The following is a 16,134-nucleotide window of genomic DNA, read 5'->3' as shown; positions in this document are numbered from 1 at the left end:
GCCGATTTTCCGAAGATGGCAGAATGCCACTGTTTTGCCCGACGGGTCAACCGGCTTTTGCGCGAATGCAAAAGGCGTTGTGCCAACAAGACTTAGCTACGGTGCATGGGGTTGTTTTCGCAAACTTTGATGGTCAGAGCCTATGCTTCAGCTCAGGCATGCGGAACTTTTTCCTCGCCGCCACGTTGTGTTGCCATGACTGAAGACCTTTCCTTCCGACGCAAACCTCTGACCCCCGAGCAGCGCCAGGCACGTGATGCAGCGCGCCGGCTCGAGGCCGAAAAGGCCATGCGCGATCATGAGGCGGCGCAGAAGGCGTTTTACGCCAACAAGGAACGGCTGAAGGCCGAACGCCTCGCGCGGGAAGCGGCCGCGGCGAAGGGCTGACCGAGCGCGGTCGGCGCCAACAATCTCTCATACCGATCTTTCAAACCGATGCCGCCGGCGTCTCACGGCGGTTGGCGTTCCCCGCTCAAGACCAGCTTGCGCGCGCCCGGTCCCACGCCCATCGGCGGGCTTGACGGCGTTTGCCTTCCGGGAGGAAGTTTAGGGTGATCCTCACCTGACGTGAACCACGGAGACGTTCGCTCCCAGCCAGTATGTCGCATCAGCGAAACGAGAATGGAGCTGACCATGACCACGTTCGACAAGCGCGAGCACGGCTTTGAAGCAAAGTTCGTCCACGACGAGGAGCTGATGTTCAAGGCGACGGCCCGGTCCAACAGGCTGCTCGGGCTTTGGGCCGCAAGCCAGCTCGGCCTCAGCAACGACGAGGCGGCAAGCTACGCAACAGCGCTGGTCACGGACAATCTGGAGAGACAGACCATCGACGACATCGTGAGCAAGGTGTCCGGCGATCTCGCCGCCAAGGGGGTGACGCGCGAGCAGGTCGCGCAGAAGCTTGTGGAATACCTGCGCCAGGTCATGCAGCAGCTCGAAGCTGGCACATGAGAGGCTGGTCGTTGTGCCTCATTCGGCGTGCTTGCGCGCCCCGGCATCGCTGAGCTTGTCGACATAGGCGATGCCGATCGCCGAGATGACGAAGGTGAGGTGGATCAGCACCTGCCACATCACGCCAGTCTCGGTAAAGCCGGCGCGGTTCGAGCCGAGATTGCCGGCCTCGATGAAGGTGCGCAGCAGCGCGATCGAGGAAATGCCGATGATGGCCATGGCGAGCTTGATCTTGAGAACGCTGGCATTGACGTGGCCGAGCCATTCCGGCTCGTCGGGATGACCCTGGAGATCGAGCCGCGAGACGAAGGTCTCGTAGCCGCCGACGATCACCATCACCAACAGATTGGAGATCATCACGACGTCGATCAGGGCCAGCACGCTCATCATGATCTGTTGCTCGGTGAGATCGAGCGAGTGCCAGGACAGATGCCAGAGCTCCTTGAGGAACAGCGCGATGTAGACGCACTGCGCCACGATCAATCCGAGATACAGCGGCAGCTGCAGCCAGCGCGAGCCGAAGATGATCATCGGCAGCAGGCCCAGACGCGGCAATGGCCGTCGGGGTTCGGTGCGGCGTTCGGACTGGAATCCAGGCTCAACCGACATTCAGGCAGCATCCTCGCATCGAGATGATCTTGCTGCCATGTAGCCCGGCAAGATGGCCGGCGGAAGACGCGGCGCAACCGGTCATTTTCCAGGGATCGCGCCGTTTCGTGCTAACGTGCTGGGCGGGCGTCGCGCGCTCGGCCAGCACCGGAATCAGAGCGGCGGGTGACTGGGAAAGGCGAGCGGGCTATTTCTGGCTCGGCAGCTTCACCGGTACGTGCGGGGAGGTGCTGATGACCCTGGGGCTTCCGTCCGGATAGGTGCGATCGCCACGGATCAGGGATTCAAGGACAAGGAAAAACTTCTCGGCAAGCATGTGACTCACCCAGGTTGGTGATGGCCTCTTGAAATTAAGTCGAGGCGCCGAATGCGGAAATTCAATCAACTAAACGGGAGCGGGACAATCCCCGGGCAAACACTGTTTGCAGCGCAGTGTGGTCGTTGTCGGGAAAGCGAAGATTGCGCCCGAGATCAGCCGAAGGCCAGTGCCACGAGGCTCGAGCAGAGCAGGACCAAGCCGCCCGCGGTCAATGCCAGGAAGCCATCGGATACGAGGTCATGGTTGCGCATGGGACACCTGCCGCTCTCGTCCTCGATGCTCGATCGGATCGATTGAAATTGTCCGAACGTGCCGCCTTGAAAGAGGTGAATGCTTGCCGTCCCGCGCGAGTGCCTTCAGGCCCTCGTGCGGTAACCTTCAAACGCATGGGCAAGGAAGATCGCCGCGCTTACCAGACCCATCAGTGCCGAAACCGTCTCGATCATCGCTAAATTCCAAATCCCGCCCTGCATCCGAGAGAACGCGTGCGGCCTTGCACAGTCAAAAGAATTTCCGTGAGCGGCGTGACAATGGGGATGGAGTGAGGATTTGGCGCAACAGAATGTCCAGCCTTGGCACAGAGCAGGGCGCCTGCGCTCCGTAGATCGACGGGGGAAGCGAACGTCCCGTTTACCATGCCGGCGTGATCGCTGTGGGCTCCCCATTTCCGCCGTGTTCGGGTTGCGTTATCGTTACTGCTTCCGATGCGGTGGTGGGCCGCCTCGGATCAAAGGACCGGACGGCGCTCCCGTAGCCAATGCGGGTTGGGCATGCCGCCGGCGGAATGGTATTTGGGGCAAATGGGGATCCGACGGTCAGATTCGGTTTTGCGGGCCGCGCGCGGTGTTGCGGCGGTCGCGACCTGCCTTGCGCTCGCCAATTGCGCCTCGTCGAACAAGTTCGCCAGCCGCGTCGATCCGAAATATGGCGTGTCCTCAAGCCCAAGGGTGGTGGCCTGGGGTGATCCGGTCCCGAAGGGTGGCGGCACCTACCGCGTCGGTAAGCCCTATATCGTGGCCGGCCGGACCTACGTGCCGGAGGAGGACGTCAACTATCGTGCCGAGGGCATGGCGTCCTGGTATGGCGATGATTTCCACGGCCGCCTGACCGCCAACGGCGAAGTGTTCGACATGACCTCGCTCACGGCGGCGCATCCGACCCTGCCGATGCCGTCCTATGCGCGGGTGACCAATATTTCCAACGGCAAGTCGCTGATCGTGCGCGTCAACGACCGCGGGCCCTACCACGGCAACCGGCTCATCGACGTCTCGAACAAGGCCGCCGAACTCCTTGAATTCAAAGGCAATGGCGTCGCCAAGGTCCGGGTCGAATATGTCGGTCGGGCGCCGCTCGAAGGCTCCGACGATCGCCAGCTGATCGCGACCTTGCGTACCGGCGTTCCGGCGCCGACCCCCTCAATGGTCCGGGTCGCTTCGGCCAAGCCTTTCGTGCCGGAATTACCCTCGTCGAGCCGCGGTGCCATTCGCGGCGAGGTTCCGATGCCGGAGGGGCGGCCCTACAATCTCGGCAACAGCTCGGCTGACATGGCCTCGCTCAACGCGACCTCGGAAATCTCGGCTTCGAGCCGCAGCCGGGGCCGGGCCCTCCAGAACGCCCGTGCGGTGTCCTATGACGAGGACGGCCGCTATGCGACCGAGAGCGCGCCTTCCGGCGCCTACGCCTCGGATGGCGCGGCCGAGGCCCGCAGCATCCTGAGTGGCCGCGGCCTCTACTGAGTTGGGCTCGCCGTCAGGAATTTCACCAGCGCCGCGTTCACCTCCTCGGGCCGCTCCTGCTGCACCCAATGGCCGGCGCCCTCGAGGATCAGCTTGCGCTTCAGATTGGGCAGCACGCGCTCGAGCTCGTTGACACGCTTGGCCCCGATCAGGCCGGTGATGACGGCGTCCTTCGAGCCGGCGATGAACAGCGACGGCTGGTGGATCTGCGCATCCTGCCAAGGCGCCGTCAGCTCCCAATTGCGGTCGATGTTGCGGTACCAGTTCAGCCCGCCGCGGAAGCCGCACTTTCGAAAGCTTTCGGTGAAATAGGCGAGGTCAGCCTCGCTCAGCCAGCGGGGCAGTGGCTCCTCGGCGCCCGCATGGCCGAGAAAGCCCTTGCCCTCCTGCACGAACATGGCCGCGGAGGGATCGGCGAGGCCGCGGCCGCCGAGCACGATGCGCATGGTGCGGGCGACGTCGCGCTCGAGCTCGGCCTCGGCGACGCCCGGCGTCTGGAAATATTGCCAATAGAAATTGGTGATGCCGCCCTGGCGCAGCAAATCGAGCGGCTTGCCGCGGCCACGGAACGGCGGCGGCACGCTCAGGCCCGCGACCGCCGTGAAGATGTCGGGGCGGAACAGCGCCGCGTGCCAGGCGACCGGAGCGCCCCAATCGTGGCCGACCACCATTGCCTTGCTCTCGCCCAGCGTCTGCACCAGGCCGACGACATCGCCGACCGTGTCGAAGATGGAGTAGGCGGCCGCATCAGGCGGCGCCGCGCTCTGGCCGTAGCCACGCATATCAGGAGCGACCACGTGAAACCCGGCGTCCGCGAGCGCGGGGATCTGGTGGCGCCAGGAATAGGACAGTTCCGGCCAGCCATGGCACAGCACCACCAGCGGACCTTGGCCCTGCTCGCGGATGAAGAGCTCGATCCCGTTGGCCTTGATCATACGGCTGGAGGACATTCGCTTTTCCGCCTTGTTTCAGGGGTTTGGTCGGGAAATATAAGATGCCACGATAGGGGCGCGAGGAGAATCGTGCAATCTCAGGGACAGGCGTCCACCTCCGTGTTGTTCGCATCTGTTCCAACTGGTAGAACGCCGCTCTCAGGGCTTGACCATGGCAGTTCGTCCTTCTTTGCTTCGTCGCCCCCGGTTCACCGCCGGTGCGCTGGGGCGCGGGCTGATCGCGGCGATTCTGGTCGCGGCCATCGGCTGGGGCGGGGCGCTCTACGCCGCCAACCAGAGCGTGCAGGGTGCCAAGAAGGCGGAAGACACCGGCTTCGACGGCGACGCCCCGACTGCGATCCTGATCGAGGCCTCCTCGGGCAGCGTGCTGTTCGAGAAGAACGCCGACGAGCTGCGCGCGCCCTCCAGCATGATGAAGCTGATGACCGCAGAGGTCGTCTTCAACGCCATCAAGAAGGGCGACATCAAGCTGACCGACGAATATCGGATCAGCGAGAACGCCTGGCGCCGGGGCGGCGCGCCCTCCGGCGGCTCGACCATGTTCGCCGCCATCAACAGTAAGGTCTCGGTCAGCGATCTCCTGCATGGCGCGATCATCCAGAGCGGCAACGATGCCTGCATCGCGCTCGCGGAAGGCATGGCGGGCAACGAGCGGATTTTCGCGGCCGAGTTCATGACCAAGCGTGCACGCGAGCTCGGCCTCACCAGATCGACCTTCGCCAATTCCAACGGCTTGCCTGATCCCGGCAACAAGATGACGGTGCGCGAGCTCGGCATCCTCGCCCGCCACATCATCCTGGACTTCCCCGAGTTCTACAAACTGTTCGGCGAGAAGGAGTTTACCTGGAACAAGATTCGCCAGCCCAACCGCAATCCGCTGCTCAATTCGATGGAGGGCGCCGACGGGCTCAAGACCGGCTACACCAAGGAAGGCGGCTACGGCATGGTGGGCTCGGCCGTGCAAAACGGCACGCGATTGATCGTTGTCGTCAACGGGCTCGATGATCCCGAGGACCGCGCCACGGAAGCCAAGAAGATGCTGGAATGGGGCTTTCGCAATTTCGAGACCCGCACCCTGATCGCAGCCGAACAGCCCGTCGGCTACGCCAAGGTGTTCGGCGGCGAGAGCCGCTCGGTCAAGCTCGTGGCCAAGACGCCCGTGAAAGTGATGGTGCACAAGAACGGCAGCGACAAGCTGATCGCCCGCATCGTCTATCGCGGCCCGGTGCGCGCGCCGGTCGAGGCCGGCCAGCAGGTCGGTGTGGTCAAGGTCTGGCGCGGCGGCACCATCGCGGTGGAGACGCCGGTCTATGCCGCCGAAGCGATCGGCACCGGCTCGACCATGCGCCGCGCAATCGACGGCGCCAGCGAGCTCGTGATCGGCATGTTCCGCGCAGGCGCCGAGAAGCTCTGATCATGAGTGAAAGCGCGGTACGGTGGCCGTCGGGACGCGGACGCTTCATCACCTTTGAAGGTGGCGAAGGGGCGGGCAAGTCGACCCAGATCAACAAGCTCGCCGACCGCCTCAAGGCGGCAAGGATGCGCATCCTCGTCACGCGCGAACCGGGCGGCTCGCCTGGCGCCGAGATCATGCGACATCTGGTGCTGTCAGGCATGGGCAAGCTGCTCGGCCCCGAAGCCGAGACGTTGCTGTTCGCCGCTGCCCGCGACGACCACGTCCGCACCGTGATCCAGCCCGCGCTCAGCCAAGGCGTCTGGGTGCTGTGCGACCGTTTCGCCGACTCGACGCGGGCCTATCAGGGCAGCCTCGGCCGCGTGCCGGACGGCCTGATCAACGCGATGCAGCGGGTCACGATCGGCGATCTCAAGCCGGATCTCACCATCATCCTCGACCTGCCGGTCGAGATCGGCTTGCAGCGAGCAGCCACGCGCCGCGGCAGCGCCGCACCCGACAGGTTCGAGGGCGAGGATCTCAAGTTCCACCAAGGCCTGCGCGACGCCTATCGCAAGATCGCCGCGGAAGATCCCGCGCGTTGTGCGCTGATCGACGCCAATTCCGATCCTGACACGGTTGCCGGGCGCGTCTGGACGGCGCTGCGCGAACGTCTCCTTCCCACGCCCGCATCGGTGATTTCCGCATGAGCCCGCGTCGGACCGAGCGCGAAACCGCCATTCCGCATCCGCGCGAGACATCGAAGCTGTTTGGGCACCGCGAGGCCGAGACCGCGCTGCTCGCAGCCTATCGCAGCGGGCGCATCCCGCATGCCTGGCTGATCGGCGGACCGCAAGGCATCGGCAAGGCAACGCTGGCCTACCGCATGGCGCGCTTCGTGCTCGCCCACGGCAAGCCGCTGGCGCCGTCCGTGCAGCGCGCCGAAGACCTTGCGATCGATCCCGACAATGCCGTGGCGCGGCAGGTTGCGGCGAGTTCGCATGGCGGGCTGTTGACGCTGGAGCGCACCGCGAATGATCGCGGCGTGATGCGCACCGTGATCACCGTCGACGAGACGCGCGAGACGATCGGCTTCTTCGGCTCGACGGCCGCCGCCGAAGGTTGGCGCGTCTGCATCGTCGACACTGTCGACGAGCTCAATCCAAACGCGGCCAACGCGCTTTTGAAGATCCTCGAAGAACCGCCGCAGCAATCGCTATTCCTGTTGGTGAGCCACGCGCCGGCACGCGTGCTCGCCACCATCCAGTCGCGTTGCCGCAAGCTGCGCTTGCGCCCGCTCGCCACCGATGACGTGATCAGTGCGGCGGCTTCGGCCGGCGACCTCGATCCGAATGATCCGGCGCTGCACGAAGCGGCGGAGGCTTCCGAGGGCAGCGTGGCGCGGGCACTGACGCTGCTCGGCGGTGACGCGCTCAAGCTCCAGCAGCGCACGGCGGCACTGCTCGCGCGTCTGCCGCAGGTCGATCCGCGCGAACTGCACACGCTCGGCGATTCGCTCGGGACCAGCGACCGTGTCGCGCTTGCCGCCTTCATCGACGGCATCGATCGCTGGATCGCCGAACGCCTGCATGCGGACGAAGCCAATACGAACCAGAATCTGCCGCGCCTTGCGCGTCTAGCTGAGGTATGGGAAAAGATCGTCCGCGCCGCGCGCGACACCGAAACCTACAATCTGGAGCGCAAGCCCTTGGTTTTCTCGGTGTTCGGCTGGCTGGCGGACGCAACGCGCTAGGCGCAGGTTCGTTTCCAATTTTCGAGAAGCCGGTAAAGGAATTCGTGGTGGCAACGCGAGCTAAAAAAACCGCCAAGGGCAAGAAGAAGGCTGCGAAGAAAGCCGTCAAGAAAGCCACGAAGAAGGCTGTGAAGGCGCGTGCGCGCAAAGGTGCCAAGACGGTCAAGAAGACCAAAAAGGTTGCCGCCAAAAAAGCCGTGAAGAAGAGCGCAGCGAAGACGGCAAAGAAGGCCGGCCGGGCGGCGAAGAAGCAGGTCGCCACCAACAAGGCTTCGAAGAAAACCGCCGTCAAAGCGCCGGCCAATGCTCCGGCGAAAAACGTAGCCAAGAAGGCGAGGGTGACTGCGCCTGCCGTGATCGCCGCGCCAGCTCATGTCGCCGCCCCGCAAAAAGCTGCCAAGCCGAAGGCGCCGCGCGCGCCAAAGCCCGTCGCAGCGCCACAAACGGCCGCGCCCGTTGCCACCCCCGCGCGCGATAACGTCTTCTACATCACGACCGCCATCGCCTATCCCAACGGCAGCCCGCATATCGGCCACGCCTATGAGGCGATCGCGACCGACGTGCTGGCGCGCTTTGCGCGGCTCGATGGCAAGGACGTGTTCTTCCTGACCGGCACCGACGAGCACGGCCAAAAAATGGTGCAGACGGCGGCCGGTGAAAACATGTCCGTGTCCGCGCTCGCGACCCGCAATGCCGGCCGCTTCAAGGAGATGGACGAGCGCCTGAACGTGTCGTTCGACCGCTTCATCCGCACCACCGAGGAGCAGCATCATCGCTCCAGCCAGGAGATCTGGCGGCGCATGGAAGCGAACGGCGACATCTATGCCGACACCTATTCGGGCTGGTACTCGGTCCGTGACGAGGCGTATTACGCCGAGGACGAGACGCGCCTGAACGATGATGGGTTGCGGCTCGGACCGCAGGGCACGCCGGTCGAATGGGTTGAGGAGAAGAGCTATTTCTTTCGCCTGTCAGCGTACCAGGACAAGCTGCTCAAGCTTTATGCGGACCATCCCGATTTCATCGGGCCGGACTCCCGCAGGAACGAGGTGGTGAGCTTTGTCAGAGGTGGCCTGCGCGATCTCTCGATCTCGCGCACGACCTTCGACTGGGGCGTCAAGGTGCCCGGCGATGAAGAGCACGTGATGTATGTCTGGGTCGACGCGCTGACCAATTACATCACCGGCGTAGGCTTCCCCGACGAGAGCGACGAAAACTGGCGCTACTGGCCGGCCGACGTGCACATCATCGGCAAGGACATCATCCGTTTCCATGCGGTGTATTGGCCGGCGTTCCTGATGTCCGCGGGCATTCCGCTGCCGAAGCGGATCTATGCCCACGGCTTCCTGTTCAACAGGGGCGAGAAGATGTCGAAGTCGGTCGGCAACGTCGTCGATCCCTTCAACCTCGCCGACCAGTATGGCGTCGATCAGATGCGCTATTTCTTCCTGCGCGAGGTGCCGTTCGGCCAGGACGGCAACTACAATCACGAGGCCATCGTCGCGCGCATTAACGCCGATCTCGCCAACGATCTCGGCAACCTTGCGCAGCGCTCGCTGTCGATGATCGCCAGGCAGCTCGGGGGCGTGCTGCCGGAGCCCGGCGAGTTCAGCGACAACGACAACGCAATCTTGGCGATGGCCGACGGCATGATCGCCACGTCGCGTGAAGCCATGGCGACGCAGCAGATCCACCAATGGCTCAACGCCGTGTGGGCCGTGGTGGCGGAGACCAACCGCTATTTCGCGGGCGAGGCGCCGTGGGCGCTCGCCAAGACCGATCCCGCCAGGCAGAAGACGGTGCTTTACGTCACTGCGGAAGTCGTGCGCCAGATCGCGATTCTGACGCAGCCGGCGATGCCGACCGCCTCGGGATTGCTGCTCGACAGCCTCGGCATCCCGGAAGCCGAGCGCAGCTTCGCCGCCCTGGGTGGCACCTCGCGCATCGCGCCGGGCTCGACGCTGCCGGCGCCGAAACCGGCGTTCCCGCGCTACGTCGAGCCGGCGGCCTGAGGCGGACGCGCGATGCTGGTCGACAGTCATTGCCACCTGGATTTTCCGGACTTCGCGGAAGATCTCGACGGGATCGTGTCGCGTGCGCGTGCAGCCGGCGTCAAACGCATGGTCACGATCTCCACGCGGGTGCGGAAGCTGAACGATCTTGTCGCCATCGCCGAGCGCTACGACGATGTCTATTGCTCGGTCGGCACTCACCCGCACAATGCGGATGAGGAGGACGGCATCGCGTCGGACGAGCTGATCGCGCTGACGCAGCATCCCAAGGTCGTCGCGCTCGGTGAAGCCGGGCTCGATTATTTCTACGACAACAGCTCACCGGAGGCGCAGGCGAGAGGCTTTCGCGCCCACATCGCCGCCGCCCGCGCTACCGGCCTGCCGCTGGTGATCCACACCCGCGAGGCGGACGAGGACTGTGCCAGCATCCTGGAGGATGAGGCCGCACGCGGATCGTTTCGCGCGGTGCTGCATTGTTACACCGGCGGGCGCGAGCTGGCGCTGAAGGCGGTCTCGCTCGGGCTGTATATCGGCTTCACGGGTATCCTGACCTTCAAGAAGTCGGAATCCCTGCGCGCGCTTGCGGCCGAACTGCCGCCCGATCGTATTCTGGTTGAGACGGACTCGCCTTATCTTGCACCGGGAAAATTCCGGGGCAAACGCAACGAACCGGCCTATGTGGTCGAAGTCGCAAAGGTGCTCGCCGAGACACGCAGCGTGTCGACCGAGGAAATCTCGCGCCAGACCACCGAAAACTTCTTCCGTCTATTCTCGAAGGTGAAAGCTTGAGACTGGGAGCCGCATGACACTGACGCTGACGATCCTGGGCTGCGGCTCCTCCGCCGGCGTGCCGCGCCCGGCGCTCGGCTGGGGCGCCTGCGATCCCAACAACCCCAAGAACCGCCGTCGCCGCTGCTCGCTGCTGGTCGAACGAACGTCCGAGCACGGCACCACACGCATCTTGATCGACACCTCGCCGGACCTGCGCGAGCAATTGCTTTCGACCAACGTCGACCACATCGATGCCGTGTTCTTGACCCACGAGCATGCCGACCAGACCCACGGCATGGATGATCTGCGTTCGGTGGTCATGCACATGCGACGGCGCATCCCGACCTACTTCAACCAGTCGACAGCGAAGGACATCCTGTCGCGGTTCTCCTACTGCTTCATCTCGCCGGAGGGCAGCGACTATCCGCCGATCCTGACGCGGCATTCGATCGAGGCGGGCGAAAGTCAGACGATTTTGGGGAAGGGCGGCGCGGTGACGATGACCGCCTTCCTGGTGCAGCACGGCAATATTCCCGCGCTCGGCTACCGCATCGGGGATGCCGCCTACACACCCGACCTCAACGACATCCCGCGCGAGAGCTGGGGCGCATTGGAAAATCTGGACCTCTGGATCGTCGACGGCCTGCGCTACACCAGTCATGTCAGCCATTTCAGCATCAACGATGCGCTGTCGTGGATCGAACGTTTCAAGCCGAAGCGCGCGGTCATCACCAACATGACCGCTGACGTTGATTACGAGGTCATCAGGCAGTCGCTGCCCGCGGGCGTGGTGCCGGCCTATGACGGGCTGCGGCTGGAGACGCACTAAACCCGCGGTGGAAATTCTCCTGCCAGCCGGCATATACCTTGCTTGCGCCGGCCCCATCATGTTGATCTAACGTCTGAAAGACAGGCGTTGGACTGGGCGATATTCAAGCAGGACCAGCACCTGACGTGCAATCGCCGGGGTCGGTTGAATCGCCTCGTGTGAAGATGGGGATTGCGTTGGCAGCGGACGATCTAGCGACTCGAGGACTGGTGCGACGCGCTCTGGACCTCCTTTATCTCGGCGCGGGCTACGCCGCGGGCGTCTTCCTGGTTGCGATCTTTGCAATCATGATGGTCATGTCGGTCGGGCGTCAGTTTGCGATCAACATTCCCGCCGGCGACGATTTCGCGTCCTGGTGCATGGCCGCGATGGCTTTCCTCGGACTCGCGCACACTTTCAAGCGCGGAGAGATGATCCGGGTCGGCCTGCTGCTGGAGCGCCTGCACGGGCGGACCAAGCAGGTGGCCGAGATCGTTGCGCTCGGCATTGCCGCGGCATTCATCCTCTATTTCACCTGGCACGCCGTGCAGATGACCTACGATTCCTGGCGCTTCAACGACGTGGCGCAGGGCGTCGTCGCGCTTCCGCTCTGGATTCCGCAGCTCGGCTTTGCCGGCGGCCTTGCGATCCTGTCGATCGCGCTGATCGATGAAATGGTCAATGTCGTCGGCGGCAACCGGCCGAGCTACGAGAAGGGCTCGCCGGACGAGACGCCCGACGAATTCATCGAGCGCATCTCGCAGGGCGGCGGAGGTTGAGCATGGCCAATCTCGGCATGATCGAGCTGTCGTTCATCCTGCTCGGCGTCATGATCCTGCTGCTCGGCAGCGGCGTCTGGATCGCGGTCTCGCTCGGGCTCGTCGGCTTTGTGGCGATGGCGCTGACGACGAGTTTGCCGCTCGGTACCGTGCTCGCCACCACGACCTGGAGCGCGAGCGCGTCCTGGACGCTGGCTGCACTGCCGCTGTTCATCTGGATGGGAGAGATACTTTTCCGGACAAAATTGTCGGAAGAGATGTTCCGCGGTCTGTCGCCTTGGGTGCAGTGGCTGCCGGGACGGCTGACGCATGTGAATGTGATCGGCTGCGGCATCTTCGCGGCGGTGTCGGGCTCGTCGGCCGCGACCTGTGCGACCATCGGCAAGATCGCATTGCCGGAGCTCGACAAGCGTGGCTACGACAAGGGTCTGAGCCTCGGATCGCTCGCGGGCTCCGGCACGCTCGGCCTCTTGATTCCGCCCTCGATTCCGATGGTGGTCTATGCGGTCACGGCGAACGTCTCCGTGCTCCAGGTGTTTCTCGGCGGCTTCCTGCCGGGCGTGCTCGTGATTGTGCTCTATTCCGGCTACATCATCATCTGGTCGCTGCTCAACCCAAAGAAAATTCCCACGCGCGATCCGCCGATGCCGTTCCGGCAGAAGCTCCGCGAGTCGGCCAAGCTGGCGCCCTGCCTGCTGCTGATCCTGGCGGTCTTCCTGTCCCTCGTGCTCGGCTTCGCGACGGCGACGGAATGCGCGGCGTGGGGTGTCTCAGGCGCGCTGCTGCTGGCGTGGTGGAGCGGCACGCTCACGCGCAAGAACTTCCTCGAGAGCATCATGAGCGCGACGCGCCTGACCTGCATGATCATGTTGATCCTGGCAGGCGCGGCCTATACGACAGCTGCGATGGCCTATACGGGTATTCCGGCGGCGCTCGCCACCTGGGTCCAGGGGCAGCAGCTCACACCCGGCATGCTCGCCCTCTATCTCAGCATCATGTACATCATCCTGGGATGCCTAATCGACGGCATCTCGATGATCGTCCTGACCGCCGTCATCGTACTGCCCATGGTCAGGCAGGCGGGCCTCGATCTGGTCTGGTTCGGCGTCTATCTCATCATCCACGTCGAGATGGCGCAGATCACGCCGCCGGTCGGCTTCAATCTGTTCGTGCTCCAGAACATGAGCGGCCGCGATACGTTCACCGTTGCACGGGCGGCCTTCCCATTCTTCGTCCTGCTGCTGGCCGCCGTGTTCATCATCACGGAGTATCCGCAGATCGTGATGTTCTTGCCGAAGCTTGCTTTCCCAGACTGAGCATACCCGTTTTTCAGATTGACCTTAAGGAGAAGCCCGATGATGTCTCGTTTAGTCCGCGCGTCCCTGATCGCCGGCGTCGTGATGGCCGCGGCACCTGCTTTGGCCCAGACCAAATGGAATTTGCCGGCAGCCTATCCTGCCGACAATCCGCACTCCGAAAATCTGATCGCCTTCGCCAAGGACGTCGAGGCCGCCACGTCCGGCAAGCTCCAGATCACCGTTCATCCGGGGGCCTCACTGTTCAAGGCGCCCGACATCAAGCGCGCGGTGGTGACCGGGCAGGCGCAGATGGGTGAGGTGCTGCTGTCGATCCACGAGAACGAGGACCCGCTCTTCGGCGTCGACGTCGTGCCGTTCCTCGCGACCAGCTTCCCTGACGCGATGAAGCTGTATCAGGCCTCCAAGGCCGCGATCGCCAAGAAGCTCGATGCGCAGGGCCTCAAGCTGCTGTTCGCCGTGCCGTGGGCGCCGCAGGGCGTCTACGTCAACAAGCCGCTCGCGACGATCGAAGACATGAAAGGCTTGAAGTGGCGCGCCTATAATGTCGGCACCGCGCGCATCGGCGAGTTGGTCGGCGCACAATCGGTCACGATCCAGGCTGCCGAACTGCCGCAGGCACTTGCGACCGGCGTGGTGAACTCCTTCATGTCGTCGGGCGGCACGGGTTACGATGCGAAGGCCTGGGAGTCGCTCAAATACTTTTACGACGTGCAGGCCTGGATTCCGAAGGACTACACCTTTGTCAACAAGGCCGCGTTCGAGGCGCTCGACAAGCCGACGCAGGAGGCGATCCTCAAGGCGGCTGCGACGGCGGAAACCCGCGGGTGGAAGGCCTGGCAAGACAAGAGCAGCTGGTATCTCGATCAGCTCAAGGCGAAAGGCATGAATGTCGAGCCGCCGAGCCCGGCACTGAAGGCCGGCTTCCAGAAGATCGGCGAACAGCTGACCGCCGATTGGCTCAAGAAGGCCGGCGCTGACGGGCAGGCGATCGTCGACGCCTACAAGAAGATGTGACGACCGCGAAGCTTCCGCCCGCCACCTTCAGGTGTGCGGGCGGAAGGTCTTCCACAGTCAGCCTCAGGCCGAGATCGCCTTGGCTGATCCGACCTCGTTGCGCAGCAGGAATTTTTGGATCTTGCCGGTCGAGGTCTTCGGGATCGGTCCGAACACGACGGCCTTCGGCGTCTTGAAGCCACTCATCTGCGAGCGGCAGAACGCGATGATGTCAGCCTCGCTCGCGCTGGCGCCGTCCTTCAGCTCGACGAAGGCGCAGGGCACCTCGCCCCATTTCGGATCGGGCTTGGCAACCACGGCGGCGAACAGCACGGCTGGGTGCTTGTAGAGGATGTCCTCGACCTCGACGGATGAGATGTTCTCGCCGCCGGAGATGATAATATCCTTGGAACGGTCCTTGATGATGACGTAGCCGTGCTCGTCGAGCACGCCGAGGTCGCCGGTGTGAAACCAGCCGCCCTCGAAGGCTTCCTTGGTCGCCTTCTCGTTCTTGAGGTAGCCCTTCATCACGATGTTGCCGCGGAACATGACCTCGCCGATGGTCTCGCCGTCGCGCGGCACCTCTTGCATCGTCTGCGGATTGATGACGGTGACGGCTTCCTGAAGCGGGTAGGGCACGCCTTGCCGGCGCTTCATGCGCGCGCGTTCGGCGGGCGGAAGCTCGTCCCACCCGGGCTGCTCGGCGCAGACGGAGGCGGGGCCGTAGACCTCGGTCAGCCCGTAGACATGCGTCAGCTTGATGCCGATGCTTTCGGCGCCTTCGAGCACGGCGACGGGTGGCGCCGCACCTGCGATCAGGCCGACGACGCGGCGCGCGGCCTCGCCCTTTGGCGCGTCGGGCGCATTGATCAGCGTGTTGTAGACGATCGGCGCGCCGCACATGTGGGTGACGCCGTGCTGCCTGATCAGCTCGAAGATTTTGGTCGGCTCGACCTTGCGCAGGCAGACATTGGTGCCGGCCGAGGCAGCGATGGTCCAGGGGAAGCACCAACCGTTGCAATGGAACATCGGCAGCGTCCAGAGATACACCGGGTGCTGACCGAGATTGCCGGCCAGGATGTTGCTGACGGCATTCAGATACGCGCCGCGATGATGGGTGACGACGCCCTTGGGATTTCCCGTGGTGCCCGAGGTGTAGCTCAGCGCGATCGCATCCCATTCGTCGGTGGGCAGGACGGCCTCGAAGTTCGGATCGCCTTGCGCGACGGCGTCCTCGTACTCGATCTCGCCGATGCGCTTGCCGCCCTTGAAGGCGGCATCGTCGACATCGATCACGAACGGCTTTGGCCCGGTCATCTGTGCGAGTGCGTCACTGATGACACCGGAGAATTCCGGGTCAACCAGGATGATGTTGGCCCCGCCATGGTCGAGCTGAAACGCGATGGAAGGCGCATCGAGGCGGATGTTGAGCGCATTGAGCACGGCGCCCGTCATGGGGACGGCGAAGTGCGCCTCGTTCATCGCCGGAACGTTCGGCAGCATTGCAGCAACGGTGTCACCGACGCCGATGCCCTTGCCCGCCAGATAAGAGGCAAAGCGCCGGCAGCGCTCGTGCGTCTGCGCCCAGGTGAAGCTGCGGCCCTCATAGACAGTGCTGACGTGATCGGGATAGACGGCGGAGCTTCGCGCGAGGAAGCTCAACGGGCTCAGGGGCACATAATTGGCGGGGGTCTTGTCGAGGCCGATATCGTACTTGTTCTGCCGCTTACTCATCGAC

At 63.9% G+C, this 16,134-nt stretch carries 16 protein-coding genes; 12 read left to right on the top strand and 4 right to left on the bottom strand.

Going from position 1 to position 16,134, the window contains the following annotated elements:
• Positions 1 to 195 precede the first annotated feature (195 nt).
• Positions 196 to 387, top strand: a complete 192-nt coding sequence (locus IVA98_RS04605; RefSeq protein ID WP_247281133.1) for a hypothetical protein — start codon at positions 196 to 198, stop codon at positions 385 to 387.
• 246 nt (positions 388 to 633) lie between these two features.
• Positions 634 to 951, top strand: a complete 318-nt coding sequence (locus tag IVA98_RS04600) for a DUF1476 domain-containing protein (RefSeq protein WP_247297613.1) — start codon at positions 634 to 636, stop codon at positions 949 to 951.
• A gap of 18 nt (positions 952 to 969) precedes the next feature.
• Here the strand turns inward: IVA98_RS04600 and IVA98_RS04595 are convergent, their stop codons facing one another.
• Positions 970 to 1,560 carry a TIGR00645 family protein gene (locus tag IVA98_RS04595; RefSeq protein WP_247297615.1) on the bottom strand — a complete coding sequence of 197 codons (591 nt, stop codon included), beginning with the start codon at positions 1,558 to 1,560 and terminating at the stop codon, positions 970 to 972.
• 187 nt (positions 1,561 to 1,747) lie between these two features.
• On the bottom strand, positions 1,748 to 1,876 hold the full coding sequence (locus IVA98_RS36900; protein WP_256466438.1) for a hypothetical protein: 129 nt from the start codon (positions 1,874 to 1,876) through the stop codon (positions 1,748 to 1,750).
• 803 nt (positions 1,877 to 2,679) lie between these two features.
• Here IVA98_RS36900 and IVA98_RS04590 point away from each other — a divergent pair.
• The gene (locus tag IVA98_RS04590) at positions 2,680 to 3,615 is read left to right on the top strand and encodes a septal ring lytic transglycosylase RlpA family protein (protein WP_247297617.1); all 936 of its coding nucleotides are present in this window, start codon (positions 2,680 to 2,682) and stop codon (positions 3,613 to 3,615) included.
• Here IVA98_RS04590 and IVA98_RS04585 read toward each other — a convergent pair.
• Complete coding sequence (locus IVA98_RS04585; protein WP_247332441.1) at positions 3,609 to 4,565, bottom strand: alpha/beta fold hydrolase; 957 nt, start codon at positions 4,563 to 4,565, stop codon at positions 3,609 to 3,611. The genes IVA98_RS04590 and IVA98_RS04585 overlap by 7 nt on opposite strands.
• A gap of 154 nt (positions 4,566 to 4,719) precedes the next feature.
• Here IVA98_RS04585 and IVA98_RS04580 point away from each other — a divergent pair, with 154 nt between their 5' ends.
• The 9 genes from IVA98_RS04580 (at position 4,720) to IVA98_RS04540 (ending at position 14,417) form a co-directional block, all read left to right on the top strand.
• Complete coding sequence (locus IVA98_RS04580) at positions 4,720 to 5,982, top strand: D-alanyl-D-alanine carboxypeptidase family protein (protein WP_247354342.1); 1,263 nt, start codon at positions 4,720 to 4,722, stop codon at positions 5,980 to 5,982.
• Positions 5,983 to 5,984: 2 nt separating this feature from the next.
• Positions 5,985 to 6,671 (top strand): dTMP kinase, encoded by a 687-nt coding sequence (tmk, locus tag IVA98_RS04575; RefSeq protein WP_247297623.1) that lies wholly within the window; start codon positions 5,985 to 5,987, stop codon positions 6,669 to 6,671.
• A complete protein-coding gene (locus IVA98_RS04570) occupies positions 6,668 to 7,714 on the top strand; it encodes a DNA polymerase III subunit delta' (protein WP_247297625.1) in 1,047 nt (348 codons plus the stop codon). Before tmk ends, IVA98_RS04570 begins: the two co-directional genes overlap by 4 nt.
• A gap of 47 nt (positions 7,715 to 7,761) precedes the next feature.
• Positions 7,762 to 9,726 (top strand): methionine--tRNA ligase, encoded by a 1,965-nt coding sequence (gene metG / locus IVA98_RS04565; RefSeq protein WP_247354341.1) that lies wholly within the window; start codon positions 7,762 to 7,764, stop codon positions 9,724 to 9,726.
• 12 nt (positions 9,727 to 9,738) lie between these two features.
• Positions 9,739 to 10,515 (top strand): TatD family hydrolase, encoded by a 777-nt coding sequence (locus IVA98_RS04560; RefSeq protein ID WP_247297629.1) that lies wholly within the window; start codon positions 9,739 to 9,741, stop codon positions 10,513 to 10,515.
• Between the two features lie 13 nt (positions 10,516 to 10,528).
• Positions 10,529 to 11,326 carry an MBL fold metallo-hydrolase gene (locus IVA98_RS04555; RefSeq protein WP_247332443.1) on the top strand — a complete coding sequence of 266 codons (798 nt, stop codon included), beginning with the start codon at positions 10,529 to 10,531 and terminating at the stop codon, positions 11,324 to 11,326.
• A gap of 164 nt (positions 11,327 to 11,490) precedes the next feature.
• Positions 11,491 to 12,084, top strand: coding sequence for a TRAP transporter small permease (locus IVA98_RS04550; RefSeq protein WP_247297632.1), 594 nt, complete (start codon positions 11,491 to 11,493; stop codon positions 12,082 to 12,084).
• Positions 12,085 to 12,086: 2 nt separating this feature from the next.
• Positions 12,087 to 13,400, top strand: a complete 1,314-nt coding sequence (locus tag IVA98_RS04545) for a TRAP transporter large permease (protein ID WP_247354340.1) — start codon at positions 12,087 to 12,089, stop codon at positions 13,398 to 13,400.
• Between the two features lie 39 nt (positions 13,401 to 13,439).
• Positions 13,440 to 14,417, top strand: coding sequence for a TRAP transporter substrate-binding protein (locus tag IVA98_RS04540; RefSeq protein ID WP_247297636.1), 978 nt, complete (start codon positions 13,440 to 13,442; stop codon positions 14,415 to 14,417).
• Between the two features lie 63 nt (positions 14,418 to 14,480).
• Here IVA98_RS04540 and IVA98_RS04535 read toward each other — a convergent pair whose 3' ends face one another.
• Entirely contained in the window at positions 14,481 to 16,130 is a 1,650-nt protein-coding gene (locus IVA98_RS04535; protein ID WP_247297638.1) for an acyl-CoA synthetase, read from the bottom strand.
• Between the last annotated feature and the right edge of the window lie 4 nt (positions 16,131 to 16,134).

Origin of the sequence: Bradyrhizobium sp. 160, assembly GCF_023073735.1 — a bacterium.
In the GTDB taxonomy this organism is placed as follows: Bacteria; Pseudomonadota; Alphaproteobacteria; order Rhizobiales; family Xanthobacteraceae; genus Bradyrhizobium.
The sequence above is the reverse complement of the archived record's forward strand: the minus strand, read 5'-3'. Positions and strand labels throughout refer to the sequence as shown.

Bases quoted from the DNA above. Each gene is read 5' to 3' on its own strand.
- IVA98_RS04555 (WP_247332443.1), top strand. From the start codon at position 10,529: ATGACACTGACGCTGACGATCCTGGGCTGCGGCTCCTCCGCCGGCGTG.
- IVA98_RS04590 (WP_247297617.1), top strand. From the start codon at position 2,680: ATGGGGATCCGACGGTCAGATTCGGTTTTGCGGGCCGCGCGCGGTGTT.
- IVA98_RS04600 (WP_247297613.1), top strand. From the start codon at position 634: ATGACCACGTTCGACAAGCGCGAGCACGGCTTTGAAGCAAAGTTCGTC.
- IVA98_RS04550 (WP_247297632.1), top strand. From the start codon at position 11,491: ATGGGGATTGCGTTGGCAGCGGACGATCTAGCGACTCGAGGACTGGTG.
- IVA98_RS04595 (WP_247297615.1), bottom strand. From the start codon at position 1,560: ATGTCGGTTGAGCCTGGATTCCAGTCCGAACGCCGCACCGAACCCCGA.
- IVA98_RS04540 (WP_247297636.1), top strand. From the start codon at position 13,440: ATGATGTCTCGTTTAGTCCGCGCGTCCCTGATCGCCGGCGTCGTGATG.
- IVA98_RS04580 (WP_247354342.1), top strand. From the start codon at position 4,720: ATGGCAGTTCGTCCTTCTTTGCTTCGTCGCCCCCGGTTCACCGCCGGT.
- IVA98_RS04560 (WP_247297629.1), top strand. From the start codon at position 9,739: ATGCTGGTCGACAGTCATTGCCACCTGGATTTTCCGGACTTCGCGGAA.
- IVA98_RS04535 (WP_247297638.1), bottom strand. From the start codon at position 16,130: ATGAGTAAGCGGCAGAACAAGTACGATATCGGCCTCGACAAGACCCCC.
- IVA98_RS04605 (WP_247281133.1), top strand. From the start codon at position 196: ATGACTGAAGACCTTTCCTTCCGACGCAAACCTCTGACCCCCGAGCAG.
- IVA98_RS36900 (WP_256466438.1), bottom strand. From the start codon at position 1,876: ATGCTTGCCGAGAAGTTTTTCCTTGTCCTTGAATCCCTGATCCGTGGC.
- IVA98_RS04545 (WP_247354340.1), top strand. From the start codon at position 12,087: ATGGCCAATCTCGGCATGATCGAGCTGTCGTTCATCCTGCTCGGCGTC.
- IVA98_RS04570 (WP_247297625.1), top strand. From the start codon at position 6,668: ATGAGCCCGCGTCGGACCGAGCGCGAAACCGCCATTCCGCATCCGCGC.
- IVA98_RS04585 (WP_247332441.1), bottom strand. From the start codon at position 4,565: ATGTCCTCCAGCCGTATGATCAAGGCCAACGGGATCGAGCTCTTCATC.
- tmk (WP_247297623.1), top strand. From the start codon at position 5,985: ATGAGTGAAAGCGCGGTACGGTGGCCGTCGGGACGCGGACGCTTCATC.